The organism is Longimicrobiaceae bacterium, assembly GCA_035936415.1.
GTDB lineage: Bacteria > Gemmatimonadota > Gemmatimonadetes > Longimicrobiales > Longimicrobiaceae > JAFAYN01.
The window spans coordinates 1-26,143 of the sequence record DASYWD010000198.1 but is presented as its reverse complement, the minus strand read 5'-3'; the positions used below and the strand labels follow the sequence as shown (position 1 = coordinate 26,143).

Here is a 26,143-nt window from a genome sequence, read left to right as displayed (position 1 = left end):
GGATCCCTCCCGGGCGCTCCCCCGCGGCGACGTCGCCACCCGGCTGGTGGGCTACCCGGTGGACCCGGCCTACGACGCCGCCGTGGCCGACCTCCAGGGAGTCCTGGAGGCGGGGCGCGACCGGCTGGACCCCCGCACCGTGCAGGTGCTGGAGGAGAGCCTGGCGGCCATCGACGCGGCGATCGACGACGCCCGCCGCGCCCTGGCGGCCGACCCCGCCAACGCACAGATGAACACCTACCTCGCCGGGACGATGCAGAGAAAGCTGCAGCTCCTGCGCGAGGCGAGCCAGATCGTGACCGCGACCACCTGACGCATACACCGATACACACTCATGCTGACCAGCATTGCAGGGGGGCTCCTGGCCGCGGCGCTCGCCGGCGCGGCGCCCCAGACCGACACCACCTTCGCCGTCGAGCCGGGCGCGCGGCTGGAGGTGCGCAACACCGGCGGCGACATCGTCGTCCGCACCTGGAACCGGAACCAGGTCCGCATCGAGGCGGAGCACAACTCCCGCACCGAGGTGAGGGTACAGAACGCCGGCTCCGTGGTGCGGGTGGACGCCCGCTCGCGGATGGGGCCCGCCAACATCGTGGACTACCGGATCACCGTCCCCGCCTCCATGCGGCTGGACCTGACCGGGATGCACACCGACGTGAGCGTGGAGGGGACCCAGGCCGACGTCGCCGTGCAGACCGTCCAGGGCGACGTGTCCGTGCGCGGCGGGCGCGGCGCCGTGACCGTCCGCACCGTACAGGGCGAGACGAGCGTCCAGGGCGCCCAGGGGACGATCCGCGCCGCCAGCACCTCCGGGGACGTCCGCATCGTCGAGTCGTCGGGCGACGTCCAGGCCGAGACGGTGAGCGGCGAGATCTACCTGGAGCGGATCTCCTCCCCCCGTGTCGAGGCGGTGACCGTGAGCGGCGACGTGTACTACGACGGCGACATCCAGCCCCGAGGGAGCTACTCGTTCGTGACGCACAGCGGCGACGTGTTCGCTTCCGTGCCCGAGCGCGCGGACGTGACCGTCTCCGTCGCCACCATGAGCGGCGACCTGGACGCGAGCTTCCCGATCCCCGGCCGCGACCGGGAGGGGGGGCGCCGCTACACCTTCGTCCTGGGCTCCGGGAGCGCTCGCCTGGAGCTGGAGACCTTCAGCGGCGACGCGCGGCTGCGCCGCCCCGGCGAGGTGAGCGCCGCGCTCGCCTCCGCCCGTGCCCGGGCCGAGGAGCGTGAGACGGCGCGCCGGTCCCGCACCCGTGCGCCCCGGCCGCAGCCCGCCCCGCGCCCGGCGGCCCCGGACTTCCGCTGATCCTTCCTCACACGCCGCCCGCTCCGGAGAGCCGCACATGTACAGGTACCTGCTGATCGCCGCGCTGGGCGCGGGCGCGCTCGCCGCCGCCCGCACCGACGGCCTCGCCGCCGCGGAGACCCCCGCCGCGGGGGAGAGGATCCCGCCCGCGCAGGAGCCCTTCCGCTGGAGCGGGCGGCTCGCCCAGGGGAAGACCATCGAGGTGAAGGGGGTGAGCGGTACGATCCGCGCGCTCCCGGCCTCCGGGCGCGAGGTGGAGGTGGTGGCCGTGCGCCGGGCCGGCCGGAGCGACCCGGAGTCGGTCCGCATCGAGGTGGTGCCGCACGAGGACGGGGTGACCGTGTGCGCCGTGTACCCGCGGGGGAGCTCGCGCGGGCGGCGCACGGAGGAGCGCCGGGAGCCGGCCGGCGAGAACCGCTGCGAGGCGGGCGATTGGCGCGAGCTGAACGTGCAGGACAACGACGTCAGGGTGGACTTCACCGTGCGCGTCCCCGCCGGCGTGCGGCTGGCGGCCCGCAACGTCTCGGGCGACGTGGAGGCGGAGGGGCTGCGCGGCTACGTGGAGGCGCGCAGCGTGAGCGGCGACGTGCGCCTCTCCACCACCGGCTACGGGGAAGCCTCCACCGTGAGCGGCGGGATCTTCGCCTCGCTGGGGAGCGCCGCATGGACGGGCGGGCTGGACTTCAGCACCGTGAGCGGCGACGTCACGGTGGAGCTCCCGGCCCGCGCCAGCACCGACGTCCGGATCCGGACCATGAGCGGGGAGATCGAGACCGACTTCCCCCTGGACGTGGAGAGGCGCTCCATGCGCCGCAGCGTCCGCGGCACCCTGGGCAGCGGGGGCAGGGAGCTGTCCGTCACCACCCTCTCGGGCGACGTGCGGCTGCGGCGGGCGCGCTGAGCCGGCGCGGCTAGCGGGCCCGGGGAGTCGCCGCCTGCTCCGCCTCCGCGAGGAGCCGGTCCAGCTCCGCCCGGTCGAGCAGCCTCCCGTCGGCCACGACGGCGTGGATCCGCCGGGTGTTTCCGATGTCCGCGAGCGGGTCGGCGTCCAGGAGCACCAGGTCGGCCAGCTTCCCGACGGCCACCGTGCCCAGCGAGTCTGCCATGCCCAGGACGCGGGCCGGGATGAGCGTCGCGGACTGCAGCGCCTGGAGGGGAGTCATCCCGGCGACGCTCGCGAGCAGCGCAATCTCGTCATGCAGGCTGAACCCGGGGACCAGCAGCGGGGCCCCGATGTCAGTCCCGGCCATGAGGGGGACGCCCGCCCTGTGCATCTCCGCCACGTCGCGCAGATAGACGCGGTGGTAGCCCGTCCAGTCGAACGGGCTTTCCTGCTTCAGCCCCACCAGGGCGTCCCGCCACTCCGCGCGCGCCTCCGCCGGAACGTAGCGGAGCCCCTGGATCCTTCCGCTCTCCAGCCGGCCCAGCAGCGTATCGGGAGGGTCCAGGCGGATGGGCCACGTAACCAGGGTGGGGACCACGGCCGAGCCGCCGCCGGCGAACCGTCTCCAGAGCGAGTCCCGTGCGGCGTCGGACCCCTTCAGCGGCGGCCAGATGCCGTGTTCGTAGGTCGTGATCCCCGTCCGCGGGAACGGCTCGTTCGCATGCCCCACCACGGGCAGGCCGCGCTCCCGCGCCCGCGCGACCAGAGCCCCGCCGATGACGGTGTCCGGCCAGTTGCGGACCTTGATGTGGTCGGCCCCCAGGGCGGCCACCGAGTCCACCCAGCGCACCGCCTCCTCGGGCGAGCGCGGACCGAAGCGCTCGTACAGCTTCCACGGGAGCCCGGCCTTCTCCTCCATCGTCCGGATCGCCGCGAGCCAGCGGGGGTTCTCCACCACCGGGCTGGCGACGGTCATGCGGGGGCCGACGATGGTCCCGGCGGCGATGCTGTCGCGCAGGGCCTTCGCCGCGGCGAAGCGCTCCGCCCCCATGTCGCGTATGCCCGTCACCCCGTTCGCCAGGAACAGCGGGAGCGCCTCCCTCCCGAAGCCGACCACGTGCGTGTGCACGTCCCACAGCCCCGGGATCAGGTACCTCCCCGCGCCGTCCACCACCCGGGCGCCGCGGGGCACGCGCACGTCGGCGGCGCGTCCGATCGCGACGATCCGGTTCCCCGCGACGAGCACCGTCTGCTCGGGCCGCGAGGGCCCGCCGGTCACGTCCACCACGGTCACGCCGGTGATGGCGAGCGTGTTAGGGGCCGGCGGGGAGGGCGGCGCGCCCGCGGAGCTGCACGCGCCCGCCGCGATCAGGGACACTCCCAGGAAGAGCCTTCGCATCTGCATGTGCGTCTCGCGGTGGGGGTTCCGTAGGCGTGGGCTCCTACATTCCGAGCCAGTAGCTCACCTTCAGCAGGAAGATGTTGTCCGCGGGCGCGTCGAAGAGCGCGGCCCGGTCGCGGCCGAAGTCGAAGTCGCCCAGGGTCGCCCTCTCGCTCCGGGTCTGCGTCCAGACGAGGAAGGCGGTGGAGCCCGGCCGCCACTCCCAGCGCAGCACGCCCGTGCCGCGCAGGGAGCGGAGGTTGAAGTCGGGGTCGCGGAGGGTGAAGCTCCGGGCCGGCCCCGCCGCGTCGGGGTCCACCACGTAGCGGGTCGCTCCGTCCACGGTCGTCGCCTCGACGGTGCCGACGTCGCGGCCGTAGACGAGCTTCTCCGCGCGCCGGGGGGCGGCGAACTCCTCGAAGTCGTGGAAGTCGGCGCTGGCGAGCAGCGGCTGCGCGAAGAGCTCCAGCGAGAGGTTGGGCCGGAAGGTGACGCTCGCCCGCGTGGTCAGGCTCAGCTGGGCCTGGTCCAGGTGCGCGAAGACGTAGCGCCGCCCGAAGAACGCCGTGGCCGTGGGGTCCGCGACCGAGGTGACGTACTGGGCGGTGCTCCGCACGCGGCTGTAAGCCGGACCCAGGGTCAGCGAGACGTTCGAGGCCGGGCGGAGCGTCGCGTTGAGCGATCCGGACGCGCTGGACCCGCCGTCGTCGTTCGCGAAGCCGGTGAAGCTGGTGCGCACCACCACCGGGCGCCTGGAGTCGGTGCCGAGGCTGAGGAAGGCACCCGTGCTCCCCGGCTGCCGGAGCACCGGCCCTCCCCGCGTCAGCCGGTCGGAAAGGGTGGGGAAGTAGCGGAGGAGGAAGAGCGACGCGTTCCAGTAGTTCCGCAGCTCCGCGCGGGTGGACAGGCTCACGTCGCGCCCGGTCACGTCGCCGTCGTAGTTCCACTGCTGCTCCGCCCCTCCCATGATGGCGAAGTTGCGGTAGTAGCGGGTCGGCTTCGTGAACTGCCGCCCCAGGGTGCCGTTGAGCCAGCGCCAGTCGGCGCTCGTCTGGAAGCCCATGTCGTTGGTCTCGAAGCCGGGGCTGACGGAGGCGGCGTTCAGGTCCCAGAGCCAGCTCCCCCCCTGCTTCGCCACCCGGGCGATGGCTCCGTAGCCGTTGAAGCTCGTGGCGGAGGGGTCGTACGCGTAGGAGAAGAGCCCGTTGGAGGCGGGGTCCCGGTCCGGGCGCTGGAGGTAGCGCGCGCTGGAGCGCTGCACCCGGAGGAGGGCGGCGGAATCGCCGGCCAGGCGCGAGGCGGCCACCGCCGCGTACAGCCTGTAGGTGCGCCTCCCCCAGAAGTACTCCCCGTCCACGCCCGCGGTCTGGGCGCTCCCCGGGAGGAGCGACGTGAGGCCGCGGTCGTCGAGGTCGCGATTGACCGAGGTGAGGATCCCCCCCAGCACCAGGCTCCCGCCCCGCATCTCGCGCCGCACCCGCCCCACGAAGCTGTTGGTGAGCGGCTCCACCGGCTGCAGGAGGCGCTCGCCGTCCCCGGTCTCCACCTCCGCCACCTCGCGGCGGGTGACCGCGTTCAGCAGCCCCACCGTGTAGCCCCCGGCCGTCCGCCCCGTGAGCTTGGCGGCGCCCAGGATCGCCGCGTTCTCCGGGACGTCCGCGTACGGCCCCGCCGCGAAGGCCAGCCCCGCGCCCTGCGGACGGCGCCCCACCCGCCTCGAGTAGAAGAGGCTCAGCCCCAGGCCGCAGTTGATGTTGCAGCCCGGCTGGCCGAAGCGGAACAGGTCCGAGCCCTCCACGAAGAAGGGCCGCCGCTCCGGAAAGAAGGTCTCGAACGCGGAGAGGTTCACGACCGCCGGGTCCACCTCCACCTGTCCGAAGTCCGGGTTGGCCGTGGCCGAGAGCGTCAGGTTGCTGGTCACCAGGTACTTCAGGTCGCCCCCGACGCGGAGGCCGCTGGAGGCAGGGTCGTAGAAGGGGCTCCGGGGGTCGCCGGAGGAGAGCCGCTCCGTGCGGGCGACGGCGTAGGGGAGCAGCTCCACGTGCTGGGGGCGGCCATGGATCCGCATCCCGGCCAGCTCGCCGAAGAACGCGGGCCCGCCCGGCTCCTTCTGCCCCCAGAACGACCAGAGCGCGCGCTCCTGCTTGCGGTGGATGAACCGCGTGAGGTTGAGCCCCCACGTCTGCACCGGGTCGCGGGAGAAGCGGAGCTGGCTGAAGGGGATGCGGATCTCCGCCGTCCAGCCGAGCGAGTCCACCTGCGTGGCCGCCTCCCAGACGGGGTCCCAGGAGCCGTCGTTCCCCGCCGCGTCTCCACGCCAGCCGGCGGGATTCACGTCGAACTCCACCGAGTACAGCCGGTCGCGGTAGGGGTCGAAGTCGATCCGCAGGAAGTCGCTCTGCGGGTCCTGGTCCCGCCGCACGAGGCGGCTCGTCACCCCGGCGGCGCCCAGCGAGTCGTACATGCGGGCGCCGATGTAGAGCGCGTGCTCGTCGTACAGGAAACGCACCTCGGTCCGCTCCGATGCGGGCGCCCCCTCGCTGGGACGCTGCTGCGTGAACTCGGTGGCCGGCGTGGCCGCGGCCCAGGCCGCCTCGTCCAGGTGGCCGTCCAGGCGGACGGGGCCGGAGCGCGGCTCCGCCGTGGCCACCGGGCGGGGCCGCTCCTGCGCGGGCTCGCCCGCCGGACGCGACTGGGCGGGGAGCACGGCCGGGGCGAGCGGCCCGAGCGCGAGGGAGACCACCGCAAGCTGCAGAATACGTGGACGCATCGGGTTCTCCGGTGTGGTTCGGCTACTGCAGCCGCAGGGCGGTGGCGGGATCGGTCCGGGCGGCGCGGCTCGCGGGGAGGTAGCTGGCCAGGAGTGCCACCGCGGCGAGCACCAGCGGGACGGCGAGGAAGGTGGCCGCGTCGGTCGTGGTCACCCCGTAGAGCAGGGAGCGCAGCAGGCGCGAGAGGGCGAGCGCGCCGATCAGCCCCACGGCCAGCCCGGCCGCCGTGAGCGCCATCCCCTGCCGCACGATCAGCCCCAGGATGGCGGCGCGGTCCGCCCCGAGCGCCACCCGGACCCCGATCTCGCCGCGCCGCTGCGCCACCCCGTAGGCGATGACCCCGTACAGCCCGATGGCGGCCATGAGCAGGGCGACGGCGGCGAAGCCCCCCAGGAGGTAGCTGCTGAGCCGCGGGCGTGCCGTGGCGCCGGCCACCACCGAGGCCATGGTGCGCACGCTCGCCACCGGGAGGTCGGGGTCGAGCCGGCGGATCGCCTCGCGCGCCGCTCCCGCCAGCGCCAGGGGGTCGCCCGCGGTGCGGATCATGACGACCAGGTCGGCGTCCGGCATCTGCGCGAAGGCACGGTACAGGGCCGGCGCCGGCTCCGCCGCGACGCTCGTCTCGCGGACGTCCTCCACCACGCCGACGATCTCCCCCTCCACGTCGCCTTCGAACCAGGGATAGGCCAGGCGCTTCCCGACGGGGTCCTCCCCCGGGAACAGCGTCCGGGCGAGCGACTCGTTGATCACGAAGACCGTCGGCGCCCCGGGGTCGTCGCGCGGCCCGAAGGTCCGCCCGCGCACCAGCCGCACCCCCTGCGCCCGGAAGTAGTCGCCCCCCGCCACCCGGAAGTCCACGCTCGTCGCCCTCCCCTGGACGGGTCGGGGACGGTCCGCCCGGAAGGCGTTGTGCCCCATCTTCCCCTCCTCGGTGAGCGGCAGGTGCGAGGTCGTGCCCACCGCCTGCACGCCCGGCAGCGCCTCCAGGGCCGGGAGGAGGCGCGCCAGGAAGCCGCGCTGGGCGTCCGCCGAGCCGTAGGCCTCGGAGCCGAGCGACATGCGGAGCGTGAGCACCCCCGCGGGGTTCATCCCGGTGTCCACCGCCTGCAGCTTCTGGAAGGAGCGGAGCAGGAGTCCCGCTCCCACCAGGAGCATGAGCGCCAGCGCCACCTCCGCCACCACCAGGGCGCCGCGGAGCCGCATGGGGGCGCGTCCGCCGGTGCTGCCGCGGCCGCCGTCGCGCAGCGAGCCCTGCAGGTCCGTGCGGCTGGACACCAGCGCGGGGGCGAGCCCGAAGAGGATCCCCGTGAGCAGCGTGACCCCGAGCGCGAAGGCGAGCACCCGGGCATCCACGGCGACGGCCTCCATCTGCGGGAGCTGCACGCTCTCCGGGAGGGAGCGCACCAGCACCCGCGTCCCCAGGGCGGCCGCCGCGAGCCCGATGGCGCCGCCGACCGCCGAGAGCACCAGGCTCTCGGTGAGGAGCTGCCGCACCAGCCTCGCGCGCGTGGCCCCCAGGGAGAGGCGCACCGCGATCTCCTGCCGGCGCGCGGTGGCGCGGCCGAGCAGCAGGTTCGCCACGTTCGTGCAGGCGATCAGGAGGAGCATCCCCACCGCCGCGAGGAGCACCAGCAGCGCCGGGCGGACCTCGCCCACCACCTGCTCGCGCGCGGGCATCAGGGTGACGCCCATCCCCGTGTTCTGGTCGGGGTACGCCTCCTCCAGGCGCCGGGCGATCGCGCCCATCTCCTCCTCGGCACGCTCCAGCGGGATGCCCGGCTTCAGCCGCCCCACGGCGGTCAGGAAGCGGCCCATGTCGGTGCGGTTGCCCGGCTGGATCGCCAGCGGCATCCAGAGGTCGGGCCTGTGGCCCAGCATCCGGAAGTCCGGTCCCATCACCCCGACCACCTCCAGCGGCAGGTCGGCCACGCGGATCGTCTTCCCCAGCACGTCGGGATCTCCGCCGTAGCGGCTCTGCCAGAGCCGGTGGCTGAGCACCGCCACCCCGCCGAAGCCGATCCCTTCGCCCTCCGGGTCGTCCTCCTCCGGGCGGAAGGTGCGGCCCAGCATCGGCCGCACGCCCAGCGTGGAGAAGAGGTCGGCGCTCGCCGCCTGCACCTGCACCTCCTGCGGCTCCCCGTCGCCGGTGAGGTTCAGGGGCCACTGGGTGAAGTATGCGAGGGACGAGAAGGAGCGCGCCTGCGCCTCCCAGTCGAAGAAGTTGGCGGGCGACACCGTGCCTCCCTGCCGCAGCGGAGACGTCTCGTCGCCCCGGTTCCGCTCCCGCAGCACCACCAGCCGGTCCGGATCCGCGACCCCCAGCGGCCGCAGCAGCACCGTGTCCACCACGGTGTAGATGGCCGTGGTCGCGCCGATCCCCAGCGCCAGGGTGAGCACGGCGACGAGCGTGAACCCCGGCGACCGGAGCAGGGCGCGCGCGCCGTAGCGGACGTCCTGGCGGAGGTCGCTCCACCAGCCGGTGCGGCGCGCCCGGCGCACCCGTCGGCGGCCGATCTCTTCCAGCGCCGTCCGCGCCTCGCGCACGTCGCCGAACTCCCGCAGCGCCTCCGCGCGGGCCGCTGCGGGATCCATCCCCCGCGCTACGAGCTCGCGCGCGCGCTCCTCCAGGTGGAACTCGATCTCGTCCTCCACCTCGCCCGCCACCCGCCCCTCCGCGGAGGGGAAGCGGAACACCCGACGGATCCCCGGGATGCGTACCATGGCCACTCCCGTCAGGCGGTCTGGAGGACCTTGGAGACGGCGGCCGCGTAGCGCACCCACGTGGTCGCCTGCGCGGCGAGCTGCTGCCGTCCCTCGGGGGTGAGCTGGTAGTACTTGGCCTTCCGGTTGTTCTCCGTCAGCCCCCACTCGCACTCGAGCCACCCCCGCTCCTCCATGCGGTGCAGCGACACGTAGAGCGCCCGGTCCTCCACCTGCAGCTCGGCGTCGGTGGCGTCCCGGATCCAGCGCGCGATCCCGTAGCCGTGCCGCGGCCCCCAGGAGAGCGTCTTCAGCACCAGCACGTCCAGCGTCCCCTGCAGCAGCTGCAGATCGTCTCGGGCCATGATCTCTCCTCGGAAGCATTCCCCGGAATCGTTACGGGGAACAGATGCGTCGCCCCGAGGCGTTGCGCAAGGGTTTCGTCTCGTCCGCCGCCGACGGGCGCCCCCCAGCCCCACTCCCGCACTTCCGCACCCCCGCACTGTCGCGCTTCTTTTCCCGGGCACCGCCCTTGCAACTTCCGCCGCGCCGCCGGGCGGGGGCCTCCCCGCCGACCACCGAACCGAACCCGCTGCATGCCGAACACGGCCCGGATTCCCGAGGAAGAGCTCGCCCGCCGCCTGCACGCGGACCGCATCGAGCGCGACGTGCCGCTGGCGCCCTACACCACCTTCAAGATCGGCGGCCCGGCCGACCTGCTGTACCGGGCCCGCACCCCGGAGGAGCTGGCGGAGGCGGTCGGCGCGGCCCGCGAGATGGAGATCCCCTTCTTCCTGCTGGGGATGGGCGCCAACATCCTGGTGGGGGACCGCGGGTTCCGGGGGCTGGTGATCAAGAACGAGGTGGAGGGGATCGAGTTCCTGGACGAGACGCGGGTGCGGGCGGGGTCCGGGGCGCGGGTGTACCACGACCTCATCCAGGCCACGGTGGCGCGGGGGCTGGGGGGGCTCCACCACTACGTGGGGATCCCGAGCACCGTGGGGGGCGCGGTCTGGCAGAACCTGCACTTCCTGTCGCCGCCGCCGGAGCGCGAGCGGACCGTCTTCATCGAGGAGGTGGTGGAGGGGGCCACGATCCTGGCCGAGGAGGGGGAGGTGCGGGAGGTGGACCTCGCCTACTTCCGGTTCGGGTACGACTACAGCATCCTGCACGACCGCCGCGACGTGGTGCTGGACGTCACCTTCCGCCTGGAGCCGCAGCCGCGCGACGAGCTGCGCGACGTGATCCGCGAGAACCTGATGTGGCGCGACGACCGCCACCCGGACCTGTGGCTGTATCCCAGCGCCGGATCCATCTTCCAGAAGATCGAGGGGGTGGGGGCGGGCCGGCTGATCGACCAGTGCGGGCTCAAGGGGCACGTGCTGGGCGGCGCGCAGATCTTCCACAAGCACGCCAACATCGTCGTGAACCTGGGGGGTGCGACCGCCGCGGAGGTGCGCGCGATCATCGACCTGGCGCAGACCACGGTGCAGCGGGAGCTGGGCTACGAGCTGCGCACCGAGATCGGGATGGTGGGAGAGTTCTGAGGCGGGCCGCGGGGAGGGAGAAACGAACGAGGCGCCGGCCCCCAGGGGACCGGCGCCTCGCCGTCGTGCTGGTGCCGTCCGATCAGGCGCCGACGCGGGCGACGTTCTCGGCCGCGGGGCCCTTCTCGCCCTGGACGAGGTCGAACTCGACCGCGTCGCCCTCGGCCAGGGACTTGAAGCCGTTCCCCTGGATGGCGGAGTAATGGACGAAGCAGTCCTTTTCTCCGTTGGCCGGCGTGATGAAGCCAAAGCCCTTGGCGTCGTTGAACCACTTCACCGTTCCGCTGATCCTCATACTACGACTCCTTGTGGTGGTTTGATCGGGGTCCGGCGGTGCCGCACCAGCCGACGGGTACACGTGGGCAATCCGGACTCGCCGCGCCCCCCACGCTGGGCGTTCCTGCGCAGACTTCGCCTCCGCCGCGCTGCGGCATCGGCCCGGCTTCTCTGGGATGTGGTTGACGTATGGATCCGCGTGCATGCGGCTGGCGACCCTTGAGCGGACGGCCCGGCCGCGGATGCTCCGCGGCGCCGCGCCCTCGCTGGCCCGTCTGTACCGCGATCACAGGGAGTTCTTCGAAAGGAGGTACCTGAGCGGGACCGGATGGATGCGCGCCGTCGGCCGGGGCCGGCCGGGGCGGAAAGGACGAGGCTCGTTATGATGGGGGCGCAAGGTAGTTCGCGCCTCGGGGTGTGTCAAGCATCTCGTGAGCCGGGCTCACCCGGCGGCGCCCGCCGCGAGCGCGGGTCCTTGCGCCCTCCTCCCGGCCCGGGTATCGTGCGACAACGATTATCGCAGGTGGCTTCACCCCGGGTGAACACCTCGCACAAGATTCACCGGCTGCGCTCCCGTGTCAAGGGCGTGGGAAAGGACCAGGGTGCATCGTCATGAACGCTGAGGCACGGCGCGCGGTCGGGCACCGCGTTCGGCGGGTGCGGGAGCGGCTCGGGTGGGACCGCACGGAGCTGGCGGACAAGCTGGGGGTGCACCCGGGCTCCATCGCCCGCTGGGAGACGGGGGGCTCGGTCCCGCACCGCTACCACCTGGAGCAGATCGCGGAGTGGGGCGACACGGACGCGGACTGGATCCTCACCGGGCACACCCCGGGCGCGGCGGAGGAGGCGGCGCCCGCGGCGGAGGGGGAGGCGGAGGAACCGTTCGCCTCCCCCGACACGGTCGCCCGCTTCCTGGGCGGGATCGGGCCCGCGGGGCAGGACAGGCCGCGCAAGCTGGACGCCCTCGAAGGGCTGCGGAGGATGCTCACGACGAAGGGGCGCGTCCCGGACTGGTGGTACGAGCTGCGTGACCGCGTCGAGCGGGACGACCTCTGAGGGGGAGCGCGCCCTCGGGCCCGGTGGTGCGGATCGTGAAGGGCCCCGCGCTTCCGGCGGGGCCCTTCGTTCATCCCGGGGAGAGAGCATCCGATGTTCGGGACAGGCAGGAGATGGAGACCGGCACGCCGCCTCGCGCGGCTCCTCCCGTTCGTGGCGCTGGCCGCCTGCACGTCGGCCATCGGCGTGGAGGAGGAGGCGCAGATCGGCGATGCGTACGCGGCCGAGATCGCCGCGGAGCTTCCGCTGATCCGTGACCCGGCCGCGGTGGAGGAGCTGAACCGGCTGGGGCGCGCGCTCGCGCAGCACGCCGACTCCACCGGGCGCCGCTACACCTTCCACCTGGTGGACTCGCCCGAGGTCAACGCCTTCGCCGTCCCCGGGGGACACGTCTACGTGAACGCCGGGCTGGTGGAGGCGGCGGACGAGCTGGCGGAGCTCGCCGGCGTCCTGGGGCACGAGATCGCCCACGTCACGGAGCGGCACGGGCTGGAGCAGATGGAGAAGCGCCGGGGGGCCGGGCTCCTGGTGAACCTGGCCTACCTGCTCATGGGGCGCGAGCCGGGGCTCCTGGAGCAGGTGGCGATCGAGGGGGGAGGCGCGGCGATCTTCGCGAAGTACGGACGCGACGCCGAGCGCGAGGCGGACCTGGAAGCCATCGAGACGCTCGTGGCCGCGGGGTACCACCCGGAGGGGATGGCCACCTTCTTCGAGGAGCTGCTGCGGACGCAGGACCGCCAGCCGGGGGCGGTGGAGCAGTGGTTCTCCACCCACCCCACCAGTGCGGAGCGCGTGCGCGAGGCGCGGGCGGTGATCGGGACGCTGGGCTCGCTGGAGGAGCAGCTGGTGCGGGACACACCGCGCTACCAGCGCTTCCGCGAGCGCGTCCGGGAAATCTCCACGGCGCAGGCGCCGTGATCCCGCGGACTACCCCTCCGCGAGCGCGGCGATGGCGAAGGCGACGATCAGCAGGAAGACGGCGAGCAGGGCGACCTTGATCCAGCTCCAGGGGCGCTCGCCCTGCACCTCGCCGGTGCGGGCGTTCACCAGGCGGCGGTAGACGCGGTCGCGGTAGCGGTACGGGCTGATCCACACGGGGAGGAGGACGTGCTTGAAGGTGACGTCGTCCCACCGGGTCCGCACGTCGTGGACCTGCTGCTCGTCCCCGCCGATGTCCCGGCGGATGGTGGCGCGGATGGCGTCGTCCCTCACCGGCTTGGCCCGCTCGAAGCCCTGGTCCAGCGGGACCCGGTAGCTTTCGGTGCGGAAGCCGCTCAGGTACTCCTCGGAAAAGGCCACCAGCTGGTCCAGGTCCCACGGCTGGAGCGCGTCGGCCTCCTCGCGCGGGAGCGACTCGCTCGCCAGCACCAGGACGTCGTCGAACGTGTCGTGCACCGTGCCGGAGGCCGGGTACCAGCGCGTCCTCCGGACCTGCCGGGTGCGGGTCACGCTCCTGCCGTTCTCGGTGGTGGTGTACCGCTCCGTCACCCAGTACCACTCGCCGCGCGCGCCGGTGTACCGGCTGGTCGCCCGGCAGTCGAAGGTCCAGCAGGGGACGTAGACGCCGGCGAGCCCGCCCTCGCGCCGTGCGCTCCGCCTGAAGTCGTTGGGCGCCAGCCAGACGCCGCGTATCCAGCGCTCCAGCGCCCCCTCCGCCTCCTCGTGGGTGACGCGGAAGGGGAGGAGCGCCGTGGGCTTGAGGAGGCGCTGCGAGCGTGCGGCGGGGATCAGCGACGCCGCGCAGAAGGGGCACTCGTCGCCGACCACGTTGGGCGGGAGCGTGGTCTCCGCGCCGCAGGAGGCGCAGTGCGCGGCGAGCACCTCGTAGGTGTCGCTCGCGGAGGCGGCGTGGGCGAGCCAGGCGTGGAAGTCCAGCTCCTCGGTCCCGCCCGCAACAGGCGGGACGGGGGTGGAGGCGCCGCAGTAGGGGCAGAGGAGAGAGTCGGTGCCGGGGGCGAACTTCAGCCCCGCGCCACACCCGGAGCAGGCCAGCCCGCGCCCGGCCTGCTCCGCGGAGGGGGTGTCCACCGCTACGGGAGCGGGGGCGGAGCGGCCCCGAAGAGCGGGGCCAGCTCCGGGACCTCGCCCGCGGGGGTCCACTGCGCCATCCCTTCCTTCCAGGCGAGAGTGTCGCGCGTGAGCGCCCCCTCGGCGATGCGCTGCCGGAGCGCGTCCACCGGGTGCGGCCCGCTCTGCCGGCCGTCCACGGCGATGAAGAAGGCGGCCTGCTGCGGGAGCGGCGGCGGACCGGCGGGGGCGGCGGGCTGGCCGCCGGCCATGTTCTGCGCCATCTGCTGCGCCATGGCGAAGCCCATCCCCAGCCCCATCCCCTCGGCCGCGCCGCCGCCGGGGTTCTTCGCGGCGTCGCCGATGGCCTCCGCGGTCCGGTACTGCGTGTACGCCTGCAGGTTGCCGATCACGCCCATGCTGGTGCGCCGGTCGAGCGCGCGCTCCACCTCCTCGGGGAGCGAGACGTTCTCCACCAGCACCTTGGTGATCTCGATCCCGTAGTCCAGGAACTCCGGCCGGATGCGGTCGGCGACGAAGCCGCCCAGCTCGTCCTGGTTGGCGGCCAGGTCCAGCACCGGGATCCGGCTCTCGCCCACCACGTCGGCGAAGCGGGAGGTGATCAGGTTGCGGAGCTGCCCCTCGATGTCGTCGGTGCGGAAGTGTCCGTTCGTCCCCACGATCTCGGCGACGAACTTCGCCGGCTCGGCCACGCGCACCGCGTAGCTCCCGAAGGCGCGCAGCCGTACCGGCCCGAACTCCGGGTCGCGGAGCATGATGGGGTTCTTCGTCCCCCACTTCCGGTCGGTGAACTGGCGGGTGCTGACGAAGTAGACCTCGGCCTTGAACGGGCTCTGGAAGCCGTACTTCCACCCCCGGAGCGTGGACAGGACGGGGACGTTCTCGGTGGTGAGCGTGTAGGTGCCGGGGGTGAAGACGTCCGCGGTGCGCCCCTCGTCCACGAACACCGCGGCCTGGCCGGGACGGACGATCAGCTTCGCGCCGTTCTTGATCTCGTTGTTGTAGCGCTCGAAGCGGTGCACCATCGTGTCGCTCGAGGGGTCGAGCCACTCGATGACGTCGATCAGCTCCCGCTTGACGAAGTCGAAGATTCCCACGGGGTTGCTCCTGGCTGGAGGTCGGTTCCGGCGCGGGGTGGCGCTCCCTGTATCTACACGCGGCCGGAGGGGTCCGCAACGGGAGCGGCGCCCCGCGGAGATGAGGTACGGGGCGGGGCGGGGAAACGTTTCAGCGCTACCGCCTCCACAGGCCGGGGTGGAAGAGGAGGAGGACGGTGTAGATCTCCAGCCGGCCGACGAGCATCAGGAAGGTGAGGATCAGGTGCCCCTGCCAGGGGACGTCCGCGAAGTTCTCCACCGGGCCCAGCTCCGCGAGCCCCGGTCCCACGTTGCTCACGGCCGTGGCCGCGGCGCCGGCCGCCGCGGGGAGCGAGAACCCCAGCGAGGCAATGGCGAAGGTGCCGAGCCCGAAGAGCATCATGTAGATCAGCACGAACCCGAGCACGTTGAGCATCACGTGCTCGCGCACCGCCTTCCCCCCCACCTTGGGGACGAACACCGCGCGCGGGTGGAGTTGCTTGCGGATCTCCAGCCAGGCGTGCTTCAGCACCAGGAGCACCCGCACCATCTTCATCCCCCCCGCCGTGGAGCCCGCCATCCCCCCCAGGAAGAAGAGGAGGAAGAGGACGATCTGGGCGCCGGGCGCCCAGAGGGCGAAGTCCGCCGTGCCGTATCCCGTCGTGGTCACGATGGAGACGACCTGGAAGGTGGCGTCCCGGAGCGTCTGCGCGAAGGGGACCCCGCGGCCGTGGATCATCAGCGCCACGACGGCGGTCCCCGCCAGGATGATCCCGGTGTAGAGCCGCCACTCGGTGTCTCTCCAGTATACCCGGGGCCCGCGCCCCAGCAGCCGGTAGTGGAGGGTGAAGCTGGTCCCCGCCAGGTACATGAAGACGATCGTCACCCACTGGATGTAGGGCGAGAAGGCCCCCATCGAGGCGTTCCGGGTGGAGAAGCCCCCCGTGGGCATGGTGGTGAGGGCGTGGTTCACCGCCTCGTAGAGCGACATCCCCCCGAACAGGAAGAGCGCGGCCAGCACCCCGGTGAGCGCGGCGTAGACGGCCCAGAGGAGCTTCGCGGTTTCCCGGATGCGCGGGCGCAGGCGGTCGGCGGTGGGACCGGGCGCCTCCAGGCGGAAGAGCTGCATCCCGCCCACGCCCAGGTAGGGGAGCACGGCCACGCCCAGGACGATGAACCCCATCCCGCCCAGCCACTGGGTCACGCTCCGCCAGAGGAGGATCCCGGGGGCCACCGCCTCGATGTCCGTGAGCACCGTCGAGCCGGTGGTGGTGAAGCCGGACATGGACTCGAAGAGCGCCTCGGCCGGATCCGGGAGGGTCCCCGAGAACAGGTACGGGAGGGCCCCGACGAGGGCGACCGCCGTCCACGAGAAGGACACCGTGGCGAAGGCCTCCCGGAAATTGATGTTCCCGGGGACGCGGGTGAACCAGCGCCCCGCGGCGCCGGCCACCCCCGCCACCAGCGCGGAGAGCGCGAGCGGCGCGAAGGAGCGGTCCCGGAGCACCGCCCCCGCCAGGGCGGTGACGGCGAGTGCGGCGGACACGCCGAGGAGGACGGTGCCGACGAGGTGGACGACGTCCCCGAGGCTCAGGTGCCCCCGCCCCTCAGGCAAAGATCTCCTCCAGCTTCCGAATGGCCTCCGGGAGGGCGAAGACGATGACGCGGTCCCCGACCCGCACCGCGTCCGTGCCGCGCGGGATGATGACCCGCTCTCCCCGGATGACCGCCCCGATCAGGGTTCCCTCGGGAAAGCGGACCTCGGCGAGGGGGCGGCCCGCGTAGGGGAACTTGGGCGAGACGTCGAACTCGATCCCCTCGGCCCGGGTCCCCTTGAGCGTCGCCACGGCGAGGACCGACCCGCTGCGGACGTGGCTGAGGATCGCGTTGACGGCCGCCATCCGGGGGGAGACCGCCGCGTCCACCCCCACCCGCGACACCAGCGGGATGTAGTCGAACCGCTCCACCAGCGAGATCACCTTGCGGGCGCCCAGGTTCTTGGCCAGCAGGCAGGAGAGGAGGTTCGTCTCGTCGCTCCCCGTGTAGGCCACGAAGCCGTCGGCGTCCCCGATCCCCTCCATCTCCAGCAGCTCCAGGTCCGTGGCGTCGCCGTGGAGGATCAGGCTCCGGCGCAGCTCTTCTGCGAGCGCAAGGGCCCGCCGCCGGTCGGTCTCCAGGATGGTGCAGCCGATCTTGTGCTCCTCCAGGATGTGCGCCAGGAACCGCCCCTCGCGGCTCCCGCCGGCGATGATCACGCGGTTCAGGTTGAACCGGCTGTAGCCGGCCAGCGGGAGCACCTCGGGAAGGTGGTGCGGCTCCCCCAGGATGAAGGCCTGGTCACCGGCCTCGATCCGGGTGGTCCCCTTGGGGATGATGGTCTGCCCGTCCCGGACGATCGCGACCACGAGCGCCCGCGCCCGCCGCGCGTCCTGTCCGATCTCCAGGAGCCGCTTCCCCGCCACCGGGGCGTCCGGCCGGACACGGACCCCGATCAGCTGCACCAGCCCCCCCTCGAACTGGGCGAACTCCGCGGCCGCGGCGCTCTGCAGGAGCTGGTACGTTTCCAGCGCGCACTCGCGCTCCGGGTTGATCATCAGGTCCACCCCGAGGCGCTCAGGGGGGAGGATCCCGGTGTGGTCGTAGTAGTCGGGCTTGGAGACGCGGGCGATCCGCTTGGGGACCTCGTACTGCGCGGCCGAGAGGCAGGCCATCAGGTTGATCTCGTCCTGGCTGGTCACCGCCAGCAGCAGGTCGGTGTTGGCGATCCCCGCCTTCTCCAGGGTGCTGAGGCTGGCGCCGTTCCCCTCCACCACGAGCGCGTCCATGGCATCCTCGATGAGGCGGGCCCGATCGCGGTTCTGCTCGACCACCACCACGTCGTGGTTCTCCTCCGCCAGGTGCTGGGCGAGGTGGAACCCTACGTCACCCGCCCCGAGGATCAGGATTCTCACGTCAGGACTGCGCCGGTTCGGGAAGGCTCGGATCGAGGCCGAGCGGTGGAACGGGTGGCGTGCGGCGGCTCCCGCGCGCAGGAACCGTTCCGGCGCGCGGGTGGGTCATGGGGCCCCGCGCGCCGGAGGCATCGCGCCCCGCAGCTCCTGCGGGACGTCTTCCAGCCACCCCACCTCCAGCACCCCCCAGAAGCCGATCAGGATGGCTTCCGCCGCGTCGTGCCGCAAGGAGGTGGGGCGGGGCGCGCCCGACCACTCGATGACGCGCCGGGCGGCGGCGTCCGCGCTCTGCTTCGCCTGGGCGCCGCTCCGCTGCTCCCGCGGCAGGAGCATGCGGGGCCGCCAGCGCTCCGGACCCACGCGGAGGGCGGAGGCGCCCTGTTTGGCCGCCTCGCGCTCCCAGAGCTCGAACAGGTGCCGGTCGCCCTCGGCCACGAGCCAGGCCAGCGCCGGGACGTCCGAGACCACGCCGTGGATCCCCCGCTTCAGGCGGGTGAAGCTGCCGTAGTTCTGCGAGCGGTACCAGCGGAGCCGCCCGTCGTCGCCGTACAGGGCGAGGCCGGTCCGGAGTCCCAGGTCCACGGCGAGGAGCGCACTCTGCATGGCGCTCCCCCGCTCAACCTCCGTGCCGCGAGGGACTGCCCTCCGCGAAACCGGCTGTTTATATTGCGTTTTCCAGCCCGGGGCGCTCCATGCCCCGGCCCCGCCTCGCCCTGCTGCGCGCCCGCTCCGGACGGGACAGGCCCGCCGGCAGGCCCGCGTCCACGTAGAACCCACCCGCACCCGGAGACCTGCATGGGGCTCTTCATCATGCTAATGAGCATGGCGGGGTTGATCGCCGCGAACGACCTGTGGCGCCGGGCGGCCGCCCGGAGGCGCACGGAGGAGCTGCAGGCCGTGGCCGCGGCGCTGGGGTGGAGCTTCGCGCCGACGCAGCCGCTGGACGCCGTACCGGGGCTGGAGCGCTTTTCCCCCTTCCGCGAGGGGCGGGGGCCGGCGATCCGCAACTTCATGGCGGGGCGCCGGGGCGACACGCGCGCGGCGGTCTTCGACTTCCACTACACCACCGGCCATGGGAAGTCCAGCCACCGCTGGCGCCGGACGGTGCTCTACCTCTGGTCGGAGCGGCTCGCGCTCCCCGCCTTTTCCGTCTGGCCGGAGGGCGTACTGGACCGGATCGAGGCCCTGTTCGGAGCCGAGGACATCGACTTCCCCGACCGCCCCCGCTTTTCCAGTGCGTGCAAGCTGCTCGGCAAGGACGAAGCCGCGGTCCGGGAGCTCTTCGGTCCGGAGGTGACGGCGTTCTTCGAGGAGAACCCGGAGCTGTGCGCCGAGGGCGCTGGGAGCGACCTCTTCGTCTGGCGCGCCCCGTCCCTGGCGGAGGGGGCGGAGGTGCCGGGGCTCGCCGAGGGGGGGGCGGAGCTGCTGGATCGACTCCTGGCGCGGGGCGGCGTGGCGGCGGGCGCCACGCCCGCGGGCCGCTGACTTCGAGCATGGAGACCGGGTTGACGACGCAGACCAGGCCACCGGCCGCGCGCTGGTGGACGGCGCGGAAGAAGGCGGTCGGCGGGGTGGGCCTTCTCACCCTGCTCCTGATCGCGCTGGAGACGGGGACCGACGGCTTCGTCTTCGGGCTCATCCTCGCCACCCTCCCGGTGCCGGTGTACGTGGCGGTCGCGCTCTGGCTGGACCGCTTCGAGGCGGAGCCCCGGCGGCTGCTGGCGAACGCCTTCTTCTGGGGGGCCGCGGGGGCGGTCTTCATCTCCATGCTGGTGAACACCGTCTTCGAGCTGTCGCTGGCCGGCTCGCTGGGGGCGGACAGGGCGAGCCTCGCTGGCGCGGTGATCTCCGCGCCGGTGGTGGAGGAGCTCACCAAGGCGCTGGTGCTCTTCGTCTTCTTCTTCCGGCACCGCGACGAGTTCGACAACGTCACGGACGGGATCGTCTACGCGGCCATGGTGGGGCTCGGCTTCGCCATGACCGAGAACGTCCTCTACTACGGCAACGCCCTGGCGGAGGGGACCGAAGGCTCCATCGGGACCTTCGTCATCCGCGGGGTGATGTCGCCGTTCGCGCACCCCTTCTTCACGGCGATGACCGGGATCGGGCTGGGGATCGCCCGCGAGACGCGCCGGCGCCCGGTCCAGGTGCTCGCGCCGCTGGCCGGGCTCGCCGCGGCGATGCTGATCCACTCCCTCTGGAACCTGGCCGCCAGCCTGGACGTCTTCTTCCCCGTCTACTTCCTGGTGATGGTCCCGGTGTTCCTGGGGCTGATCCTGCTGATCCGGCACTCGCTCCGGCGGGAGGGGCGGATGATCCGCGCCCAGCTCGTGCCCTTCGTGGAGACGGGGGTGATCGCGGCGGCGGAGCTGGACCACATCTGCACCGTCCGCGGGCGGCTGCGCGCCTCGGCCGCGGCGTTCCGGCAGGGCGGCGTGCGCGCCTGGCGGCGGCACGGCGAGCTGAGCCAGGCGGCGAGCGAGCTGGCCTTCCACCGCTGGCGGGTGGAGCGCGGGATCTCCCGGGGAGCGGAGATGGACGCCCGGTGCGAGGGCGAGCTGGTGTCGCGCATCGGGGCGCTGCGCGAGCCCGGGGGCGGCTGACCCGGGCCGTCCGGCGGATCGGACCGGGGCCGCGCGGGCGGCCCCTTCGCGTTCCCGGAGACCCGGCACGGATCGTGAGTCCGGCTCCGCGGGCGGCGCTCGGCCGCCGCGGAACCAGGACTCCGGGAGGAAACGGTGCGTATCTTCGGCTCGGACGCCTCGAACGGCTCGGACGGCTCGGACGGGCAGCCCCCGCGCGTCCTGCTGGACTTCGGCGACGTGGAGCACGACCTGGCGGGCGGCAAGGACCTGCGCACCGGGCTCTCGGCGGCGGCGCGCGTGGGCCGCAACCTGTTCGTCGCCGCCGACGAGGGGACGGCGCTGGAGCGGCTCTCCACGGACGACGGGACCCACTTCCACGGCCACGCCACCTTCGCGCTCGACGAGCTGCTCGACCTCCCCAGCGGCACCGGGGAGGAGGTGGACGTGGAGGGGATGGACTACCGCGAGCCGTACCTCTGGATCGTGGGCTCGCACAGCCTGAAGCGGAGCAAGCCGGACCCGGACACGGACGATCCCGCCGGGGAGATCGAGAAGCTGGCGGAGATCGAGACCGAGGAGAACCGCTACCTCCTCGCCCGCATCCCCCTGGAGCGCGACCCGGAGACGGGGGAGCACACCCCCCGCCGGAGCTGCCCCGACCCCGCCGACCCGGAGTGGACGCTGACCGCGGCGCGGGTGAAGGGCGAGGGGCCGAAGAGCCAGCTCCTCAAGGCGCTCGCGAAGGACCCGCACCTGGGGCCGTTCGGGGGGATCCCGGGGAAGGACAACGGCCTGGACGTGGAGGGGCTGGCCGTCGCGGGGGAGCGGGTCTTCCTGGGGCTGCGCGGGCCGGTGCTCCGCGGGTGGGCCACCATCCTGGAGGTGGAGCCGAAGACGAAAAAGAAGGATCCCTCCCGCCTCAAGCTCCGGAAGATCGGCCCCGGTGGCGCCCGCTTCCGCAAGCACTTCGTGGACCTGGGGGGGCTGGGGATCCGGGAGCTCGCCGCCGACGGGGCGGACCTCCTGATCCTCGCGGGACCCACGCTCGACATGGACGGGCCGGTGACGCTCTTCCGCTGGACCGGGGGGTGCGAGCCGGACGAGCAGGAGCTGGTGGGGCGGGACCGGATCCGGAAGGTGATGGACGTCCCCTACGGGCAGGGCGAGGACGCGGGGAAGGACCACGCGGAGGGGATCGCGCTCTTCCGGGATCCGGGGCGGCCGGCCGGGCTCTTGGTGGTGTACGATTCCCCGGTGGAGGGGCGCATGGCGTCGGGCGGCCGCGTCTACGCCGACCTGTTTCCGCTCCCGGGGTGAGCGGTCCCGCGCCGCGCCCGGCGCCGTCCCCGGCGGAGCTGCGCGCCTGGCTCGGGGAGATCGACGTCTACCTCTTCGACCAGATCCTCAAGGGGCGCTTCGTCCCCGGGATGCGCCTGCTCGACGCCGGGTGCGGGCGCGGGCGGAACCTGCGGTACCTGCTGGGGGCCGGCTTCGAGGTGTACGGCGTGGACCGCGACCCCGCCGCGGTGGAGGCGGCCCGCCGCCTGGCCGGCGAGCTTCGTCCCGGGCTCCCCGCCGACCGGTTCCGCGCGGAGCCGGTGGAGCGGACGTCTTTCCCCGATGCCGCCTTCGACGCGGTGCTGAGCAGCGCCGTGCTGCACTTCGCGCGCGACCCGGACCACTTCGCCGCCATGCTGGCGGAGGCGTGGCGGGTGCTGCGGCCCGGGGGGATCTTCTTCGCGCGGCTCGCCTCCGACATCGGGATCGAGGACCGGGTGCGCTCCCTGGGCGGGCGGCGCTTCGCGCTCCCGGACGGGACGGAGCGCTTCCTGGTGGACGAGGCCATGCTGCGGGATGCCGCCGCGCGGCTCGGCGCGGAGTCGCTGGAGCCGCTCCGGACCGTGAACGTGGACGGGCTGCGCTGCATGACCACCTGGTGCCTGCGGCGCGCCGGTCAGCCCTCCCCGGACCGGCCCTCCCCGGCCGCCCCGCCCCCGTCCGACAGGTAGCGCGCCAGCGCCTCCGGGTCGCCCCCGAAGAAGCGCCGCACCACGCCCTCCACGCTCGCGCGCCGGACCTCCGCCTCGGAGACCGCGGCGCGGAAGACGTACTGCCGCCCCTCGGCCCGGTGCGCCACCAGCCCCTTCCGCTCCAGGCGCGCGAGGAGCGTCGCCACCGTGGTGGGGGCGAGCCGCCGCTCCGGCGCGAGCGCGCAGCGCACCTCCGCCGCCGTGGCCTCCCCCGCCTCCCACAGCACCCGGACCACCCCCAGCTGTAGGTCCGTCAGCCCGTCGATCTCGCCCATGCCGTCTCCCGTGAACGATCCCCGGATGGTGCAGCGATGTTCGCCTGTCTTACGGAATGTCCCGTGCCGGCCCCTAAGGATCTTTCCCCGCGGGCGAGGACCGATCCGGCGCGGGCGGTGAAACCGGGGCGCGGCGGTGCCCGTAGGGCGGGCAGGCGGTGACACCCCTCGAAAAAAAGGACTACGGAGATGCTCGAGCTGATCGGTCTAGCAGCGACTGCCGCGGCCACCGCGGGCGGCTACTTCCAGTCGCGGGCGTTCGTGCGCCGCAGGCTCCGCTTCGTGGACGCCGTGCAGCGCGGGAGCGCCCCCCTGCTCGCGGGGGCGGCGGCGACGGCGGCGGCGGTCCCCGCGGTGGCGCTCCTCCCCCTGGTGGGTGCCGGGACGGCGGTGCTGTTCGGCGTGGGGGTGGGCGCCGGGGTGGCCGCGGGCGCCCGCCAGATCCGGCGCGGGCAGCTCCCACCCGGCTGACCGCCGCCCGGAGCTACGGAGCCGGGGCGCCGAGCACCAAGGCGTAGAGCCCCTCGAGATCGGTCTCCCAGCGCTCCACGGCCAGCCCGGCGGCCGCGAACATCGCGTCCACGCTCGCGCGGTCGTGCTTGCAGCTGATCTCGGTGCGGATCGACTCGCCCGCGGCGAAGCGCACCTCGCCCACGCCGGGGACGTGCACCGTCTGCGGCGCGGTGGCGACCAGGTGCATCTCGATGCGGTGCTCCCCGCGGTCGTAGAAGGCGCGGTGCTCGAAGGCCTCCGGATCGAAGTCCGCCCCCGCTTCGTGGTTCAGGACGCGGAGCATGTTGCGGTTGAACTCGGCGGTGACGCCCTGCGCGTCGTTGTATGCGGCCTCGATCCGCGCCGGGTCCTTGCGCAGGTCCACCCCCAGCAGGAAGCGGTCGTCCGGCCGCATCGCCCGCCGCACCTGCCGGAGCAGCGCGACCGCCTCCTCCGGGGTGAAGTTGCCGATGGTGCTCCCCAGGAAGGCGAAGAGGGTGGGCTCCGGGAGCCCGCCCGGGAGCTCCGTCTCTCCGGAGAGGTCGGCCACGGCGGGAACCACCTCCAGCGACGGGTACTCGTCGCGGAGCGCCGCGGCCGTCTCCGCCAGGAAGTCGGCGCTCACGTCCACCGGCACGTACGTCCCGCCGCCGCCTGTGGCGATCATGGCGTCCAGCACCACCCGCGTCTTGGCTGCGCTCCCCGCGCCCAGCTCCACCAGCGCCCGGGGACGCAGCGCCCCCTCCCACTCCGGCATCCACCGCTCCAGCAGCGCGCGTTCGGTGCGCGTGGGGTAGTACTCGGGAAGCCGGGTGATCTCCTCGAACAGCTCCGAGCCGCGCACGTCGTAGAAGTACTTGGGCGGCAGCTCCTTCTGCGGGCGCGACAGTCCGTCCCGGAGCTCCTCGACCATGCGCTCGCGGGCGGCGGCCTGCTCCGCCGCGGGGGAGACGATGCTGTCCTGGATCATGTGCCGGGAGTGCGCGCTTTGCGGGAGCGGAGGTGTGCCGGTTAAGCTAGGGCGGGGCGGGCGCTCGCGCCACGCCGCCGTCCCGCGGGGGCAAGAAGCAGGCCCGCCGTACACACTTTGTAGAACCCCACCCCGACTGCTCCCGACATGTCCGGTCCGGACGAGGCGGCCCTCAAGGCGGAGGGCGTGGTGAAGCGCTACGGCCCCGTGGCGGCGCTGGACGGGGTGTCGCTCCGGGTCGCGCGGGGGGAGTGCGTCGCGCTGGTGGGGGAGAGCGGCTCGGGGAAGTCCACCCTGCTGCGCTGCTTCAACCGCACGACGGACCCGGACGGCGGGACGGTATGGGTGGAGGGGGAGGACGTGCGGGCGCTGGACCCCGTCGCGCTGCGGCGCCGCGTGGGGTACGCGCCGCAGGACGGGGGGCTCCTCCCCCACTGGACCGTGCTCCGCAACGCGGGGCTGGTCCCCTGGCTCCGCGGCGACCGGGCGCCGGAGCGGCACGCGGCGGAGGCGCTGGAGCTCGTCGGCCTCCCGCCGGAGACATACGCCCACCGGTTTCCGCGCGAGCTCTCCGGGGGCCAGCGGCAGCGCGTCGCGCTCGCGCGCGCCCTGGCCGCCCGCCCCGCGCTGGTGCTCCTGGACGAGCCCTTCGGCGCGCTGGACGCCATCACCCGCGCGGAGCTGCAGGAGGTGTACGGGGCGCTCCGGCGGGAGCTGGGGACCGCCACGGTGCTGGTGACGCACGACCTGCATGAGGCCACGCTCCTGGCGGACCGCGTCGCCGTGCTCCGCGCCGGCCGCATCGAGCAGGTCGCGGCGCCGGACGCGCTCGCCGCCGCTCCCGCCACGGAGTACGTGCGGGAGCTGCTGCGCCGCTCGCGGGTGGGTGCCGCGTGAGGCGCCTGCTCGTCCTCGCCGCGCTGCTGCTCGCCGGTCCGGGGCGCGCGCCGGCACAGTCGGCGGAGCCCGCGGAGCGGCCCGTCGTCGTGGCTTCCAAGCCGTTCGGGGAGTCGTTCCTCCTCGCGGAGATGTTCGCGCAGCTGCTGGAGGCGCGGGGGATCCCGGTGGAGCGGCGGCCGGGGCTGGGCGCGACGGAGGTGGCCTTCGCCGCGCTCCGCTCCGGCGCGGTCGACGTGTACCCGGAGTACACCGGGACGGGGCTGCTCGCCGTGCTGGGAGAGGAGCCGGTGCGCGACCCGAGGGAGGCGTACCGCCGCGTGGCGCGGGAGTTCGAGCGGCGCTGGGGGGTGCGCTGGCTCCCCCCGCTGGGCTTCGAGAACACCTACGCCATCGCCGTGCGCCCCGAGACCGCGGAGCGGCTGGGGCTCCGTACCCTGAGCGACCTGGCGCGCGAGGGCGGGCGGCTCCGCGCCGGCTTCACGCCGGACTTCATCGGGCGGGCGGACGGCCTCCCCGGGCTGCGGGAGGCGTACGGCTTCCGCCCGCGCGACGTGCGGGCACTGGCGCAGGCCGTGAAGTACCAGGCGCTCGCCTCGGGCGCGGTGGACGTGATCGACGGCTACTCCACGGACGGCGCCATCGCCCGCTACGGGCTCGTCGTCCTGGAGGACGACCGCCGCTTCTTCCCTCCGTACGAGGCGGCGGCGCTGGTGGGCGCGCGGCTCCGGCGCGAATCGCCGGCCGCGGTGGCGGCGCTCACCGAGCTGAGCGGCCGCCTGGACGAGGAGCGGATGCGCTCGATCAACCGCCGCGTGGAGGTGGACGGCGAGGAGATCGCCGCCGTGGCCGCGGACGCGCTGCGCGAGCTGGGCCTGGTCGGCCGGGAGGACGCGGCCGGGGCGGGGGAGAC

25 protein-coding genes are annotated in these 26,143 nt (G+C 73.5%); 13 read left to right on the top strand and 12 right to left on the bottom strand.

The genetic code is table 11. The annotated features are described in order from the left end of the window. The 3 genes from VGR37_07830 to VGR37_07820 form a co-directional block, all read left to right on the top strand. On the top strand, window positions 1-313 hold a 313-nt coding region (locus VGR37_07830), incomplete at its 5' end, for a hypothetical protein (GenBank protein ID HEV2147298.1). Window positions 314-334: 21 nt separating this feature from the next. Further along, complete coding sequence (locus VGR37_07825) at window positions 335-1,312, top strand: DUF4097 family beta strand repeat-containing protein (GenBank protein ID HEV2147297.1); 978 nt, start codon at window positions 335-337, stop codon at window positions 1,310-1,312. Window positions 1,313-1,349: 37 nt separating this feature from the next. Beyond that, complete coding sequence (locus VGR37_07820) at window positions 1,350-2,213, top strand: DUF4097 family beta strand repeat-containing protein (protein HEV2147296.1); 864 nt, start codon at window positions 1,350-1,352, stop codon at window positions 2,211-2,213. Window positions 2,214-2,223: 10 nt separating this feature from the next. Here the strand turns inward: VGR37_07820 and VGR37_07815 are convergent, their stop codons facing one another. The 4 genes from VGR37_07815 to VGR37_07800 are packed head-to-tail and all read right to left on the bottom strand — an operon-like array spanning window position 2,224 to window position 9,412. Further along, complete coding sequence (locus VGR37_07815; protein HEV2147295.1) at window positions 2,224-3,600, bottom strand: amidohydrolase family protein; 1,377 nt, start codon at window positions 3,598-3,600, stop codon at window positions 2,224-2,226. A 37-nt stretch (window positions 3,601-3,637) separates the two neighbouring features. Beyond that, window positions 3,638-6,346: a DUF5916 domain-containing protein gene (locus VGR37_07810; GenBank protein HEV2147294.1), complete on the bottom strand. Its 2,709-nt coding sequence runs from the start codon at window positions 6,344-6,346 to the stop codon at window positions 3,638-3,640. Window positions 6,347-6,368: 22 nt separating this feature from the next. After that, complete coding sequence (locus VGR37_07805; GenBank protein ID HEV2147293.1) at window positions 6,369-9,068, bottom strand: ABC transporter permease; 2,700 nt, start codon at window positions 9,066-9,068, stop codon at window positions 6,369-6,371. 11 nt (window positions 9,069-9,079) lie between these two features. Beyond that, window positions 9,080-9,412, bottom strand: a complete 333-nt coding sequence (locus tag VGR37_07800) for a PadR family transcriptional regulator (protein ID HEV2147292.1) — start codon at window positions 9,410-9,412, stop codon at window positions 9,080-9,082. Window positions 9,413-9,643: 231 nt separating this feature from the next. Here VGR37_07800 and murB point away from each other — a divergent pair, with 231 nt between their 5' ends. Next, window positions 9,644-10,594 carry a UDP-N-acetylmuramate dehydrogenase gene (gene murB, locus VGR37_07795; protein HEV2147291.1) on the top strand — a complete coding sequence of 317 codons (951 nt, stop codon included), beginning with the start codon at window positions 9,644-9,646 and terminating at the stop codon, window positions 10,592-10,594. Between the two features lie 82 nt (window positions 10,595-10,676). Here the strand turns inward: murB and VGR37_07790 are convergent, their stop codons facing one another. Further along, complete coding sequence (locus VGR37_07790; protein ID HEV2147290.1) at window positions 10,677-10,889, bottom strand: cold-shock protein; 213 nt, start codon at window positions 10,887-10,889, stop codon at window positions 10,677-10,679. Window positions 10,890-11,482: 593 nt separating this feature from the next. On the opposite strand from VGR37_07790, the gene VGR37_07785 reads away from it, so the two are divergent. Further along, window positions 11,483-11,926: a helix-turn-helix transcriptional regulator gene (locus VGR37_07785; GenBank protein HEV2147289.1), complete on the top strand. Its 444-nt coding sequence runs from the start codon at window positions 11,483-11,485 to the stop codon at window positions 11,924-11,926. A gap of 93 nt (window positions 11,927-12,019) precedes the next feature. Next, complete coding sequence (locus VGR37_07780; protein ID HEV2147288.1) at window positions 12,020-12,844, top strand: M48 family metallopeptidase; 825 nt, start codon at window positions 12,020-12,022, stop codon at window positions 12,842-12,844. A 9-nt stretch (window positions 12,845-12,853) separates the two neighbouring features. Here the strand turns inward: VGR37_07780 and VGR37_07775 are convergent, their stop codons facing one another. The 5 genes from VGR37_07775 to VGR37_07755 form a co-directional block, all read right to left on the bottom strand. Continuing rightward, window positions 12,854-13,954, bottom strand: a complete 1,101-nt coding sequence (locus VGR37_07775) for a hypothetical protein (GenBank protein HEV2147287.1) — start codon at window positions 13,952-13,954, stop codon at window positions 12,854-12,856. A gap of 2 nt (window positions 13,955-13,956) precedes the next feature. Continuing rightward, window positions 13,957-15,051: an SPFH domain-containing protein gene (locus tag VGR37_07770; GenBank protein HEV2147286.1), complete on the bottom strand. Its 1,095-nt coding sequence runs from the start codon at window positions 15,049-15,051 to the stop codon at window positions 13,957-13,959. A gap of 136 nt (window positions 15,052-15,187) precedes the next feature. Further along, window positions 15,188-16,645, bottom strand: coding sequence for a TrkH family potassium uptake protein (locus VGR37_07765; protein ID HEV2147285.1), 1,458 nt, complete (start codon window positions 16,643-16,645; stop codon window positions 15,188-15,190). Beyond that, window positions 16,638-17,981, bottom strand: coding sequence for a Trk system potassium transporter TrkA (gene trkA / locus VGR37_07760; GenBank protein ID HEV2147284.1), 1,344 nt, complete (start codon window positions 17,979-17,981; stop codon window positions 16,638-16,640). The genes VGR37_07765 and trkA overlap by 8 nt, the downstream gene beginning before the upstream one ends. 105 nt (window positions 17,982-18,086) lie before the next feature. Further along, entirely contained in the window at window positions 18,087-18,584 is a 498-nt protein-coding gene (locus VGR37_07755) for a hypothetical protein (GenBank protein HEV2147283.1), read from the bottom strand. A 192-nt stretch (window positions 18,585-18,776) separates the two neighbouring features. Between VGR37_07755 and VGR37_07750 the strand changes: the two genes are divergently transcribed. The 4 genes from VGR37_07750 (at window position 18,777) to VGR37_07735 (ending at window position 22,575) form a co-directional block, all read left to right on the top strand. Then, window positions 18,777-19,466, top strand: a complete 690-nt coding sequence (locus VGR37_07750; GenBank protein HEV2147282.1) for a hypothetical protein — start codon at window positions 18,777-18,779, stop codon at window positions 19,464-19,466. 20 nt (window positions 19,467-19,486) lie between these two features. After that, window positions 19,487-20,584 (top strand): PrsW family intramembrane metalloprotease, encoded by a 1,098-nt coding sequence (locus VGR37_07745; GenBank protein HEV2147281.1) that lies wholly within the window; start codon window positions 19,487-19,489, stop codon window positions 20,582-20,584. 135 nt (window positions 20,585-20,719) lie between these two features. Next, window positions 20,720-21,883 (top strand): DUF3616 domain-containing protein, encoded by a 1,164-nt coding sequence (locus VGR37_07740; GenBank protein HEV2147280.1) that lies wholly within the window; start codon window positions 20,720-20,722, stop codon window positions 21,881-21,883. Further along, a complete protein-coding gene (locus VGR37_07735; GenBank protein HEV2147279.1) occupies window positions 21,880-22,575 on the top strand; it encodes a class I SAM-dependent methyltransferase in 696 nt (231 codons plus the stop codon). Before VGR37_07740 ends, VGR37_07735 begins: the two co-directional genes overlap by 4 nt. Here the strand turns inward: VGR37_07735 and VGR37_07730 are convergent. Continuing rightward, window positions 22,521-22,871, bottom strand: coding sequence for a BlaI/MecI/CopY family transcriptional regulator (locus VGR37_07730; GenBank protein ID HEV2147278.1), 351 nt, complete (start codon window positions 22,869-22,871; stop codon window positions 22,521-22,523). The genes VGR37_07735 and VGR37_07730 overlap by 55 nt on opposite strands. 189 nt (window positions 22,872-23,060) lie before the next feature. On the opposite strand from VGR37_07730, the gene VGR37_07725 reads away from it, so the two are divergent. Next, window positions 23,061-23,342, top strand: coding sequence for a hypothetical protein (locus VGR37_07725; protein HEV2147277.1), 282 nt, complete (start codon window positions 23,061-23,063; stop codon window positions 23,340-23,342). Between the two features lie 13 nt (window positions 23,343-23,355). On the opposite strand, the gene egtD is transcribed toward VGR37_07725, so the two are convergent. Next, the gene (gene egtD, locus VGR37_07720; protein HEV2147276.1) at window positions 23,356-24,333 is read right to left on the bottom strand and encodes an L-histidine N(alpha)-methyltransferase; all 978 of its coding nucleotides are present in this window, start codon (window positions 24,331-24,333) and stop codon (window positions 23,356-23,358) included. Window positions 24,334-24,480: 147 nt separating this feature from the next. Here egtD and VGR37_07715 point away from each other — a divergent pair, with 147 nt between their 5' ends. Next, window positions 24,481-25,230, top strand: coding sequence for an ATP-binding cassette domain-containing protein (locus tag VGR37_07715; GenBank protein ID HEV2147275.1), 750 nt, complete (start codon window positions 24,481-24,483; stop codon window positions 25,228-25,230). After that, window positions 25,227-26,143: glycine betaine ABC transporter substrate-binding protein (locus tag VGR37_07710; protein HEV2147274.1), on the top strand; the 917-nt coding region annotated here is incomplete at its 3' end. The genes VGR37_07715 and VGR37_07710, both read left to right, overlap by 4 nt.

Bases quoted from the DNA above. Each gene is read 5' to 3' on its own strand.
- VGR37_07825 (HEV2147297.1), top strand. From the start codon at position 335: ATGCTGACCAGCATTGCAGGGGGGCTCCTGGCCGCGGCGCTCGCCGGC.
- VGR37_07820 (HEV2147296.1), top strand. From the start codon at position 1,350: ATGTACAGGTACCTGCTGATCGCCGCGCTGGGCGCGGGCGCGCTCGCC.
- VGR37_07815 (HEV2147295.1), bottom strand. From the start codon at position 3,600: ATGCAGATGCGAAGGCTCTTCCTGGGAGTGTCCCTGATCGCGGCGGGC.
- VGR37_07810 (HEV2147294.1), bottom strand. From the start codon at position 6,346: ATGCGTCCACGTATTCTGCAGCTTGCGGTGGTCTCCCTCGCGCTCGGG.
- VGR37_07805 (HEV2147293.1), bottom strand. From the start codon at position 9,068: ATGGTACGCATCCCGGGGATCCGTCGGGTGTTCCGCTTCCCCTCCGCG.
- VGR37_07800 (HEV2147292.1), bottom strand. From the start codon at position 9,412: ATGGCCCGAGACGATCTGCAGCTGCTGCAGGGGACGCTGGACGTGCTG.
- murB (HEV2147291.1), top strand. From the start codon at position 9,644: ATGCCGAACACGGCCCGGATTCCCGAGGAAGAGCTCGCCCGCCGCCTG.
- VGR37_07790 (HEV2147290.1), bottom strand. From the start codon at position 10,889: ATGAGGATCAGCGGAACGGTGAAGTGGTTCAACGACGCCAAGGGCTTT.
- VGR37_07785 (HEV2147289.1), top strand. From the start codon at position 11,483: ATGAACGCTGAGGCACGGCGCGCGGTCGGGCACCGCGTTCGGCGGGTG.
- VGR37_07780 (HEV2147288.1), top strand. From the start codon at position 12,020: ATGTTCGGGACAGGCAGGAGATGGAGACCGGCACGCCGCCTCGCGCGG.
- VGR37_07755 (HEV2147283.1), bottom strand. From the start codon at position 18,584: ATGCAGAGTGCGCTCCTCGCCGTGGACCTGGGACTCCGGACCGGCCTC.
- VGR37_07750 (HEV2147282.1), top strand. From the start codon at position 18,777: ATGGGGCTCTTCATCATGCTAATGAGCATGGCGGGGTTGATCGCCGCG.
- VGR37_07730 (HEV2147278.1), bottom strand. From the start codon at position 22,871: ATGGGCGAGATCGACGGGCTGACGGACCTACAGCTGGGGGTGGTCCGG.
- VGR37_07725 (HEV2147277.1), top strand. From the start codon at position 23,061: ATGCTCGAGCTGATCGGTCTAGCAGCGACTGCCGCGGCCACCGCGGGC.
- egtD (HEV2147276.1), bottom strand. From the start codon at position 24,333: ATGATCCAGGACAGCATCGTCTCCCCCGCGGCGGAGCAGGCCGCCGCC.
- VGR37_07715 (HEV2147275.1), top strand. From the start codon at position 24,481: ATGTCCGGTCCGGACGAGGCGGCCCTCAAGGCGGAGGGCGTGGTGAAG.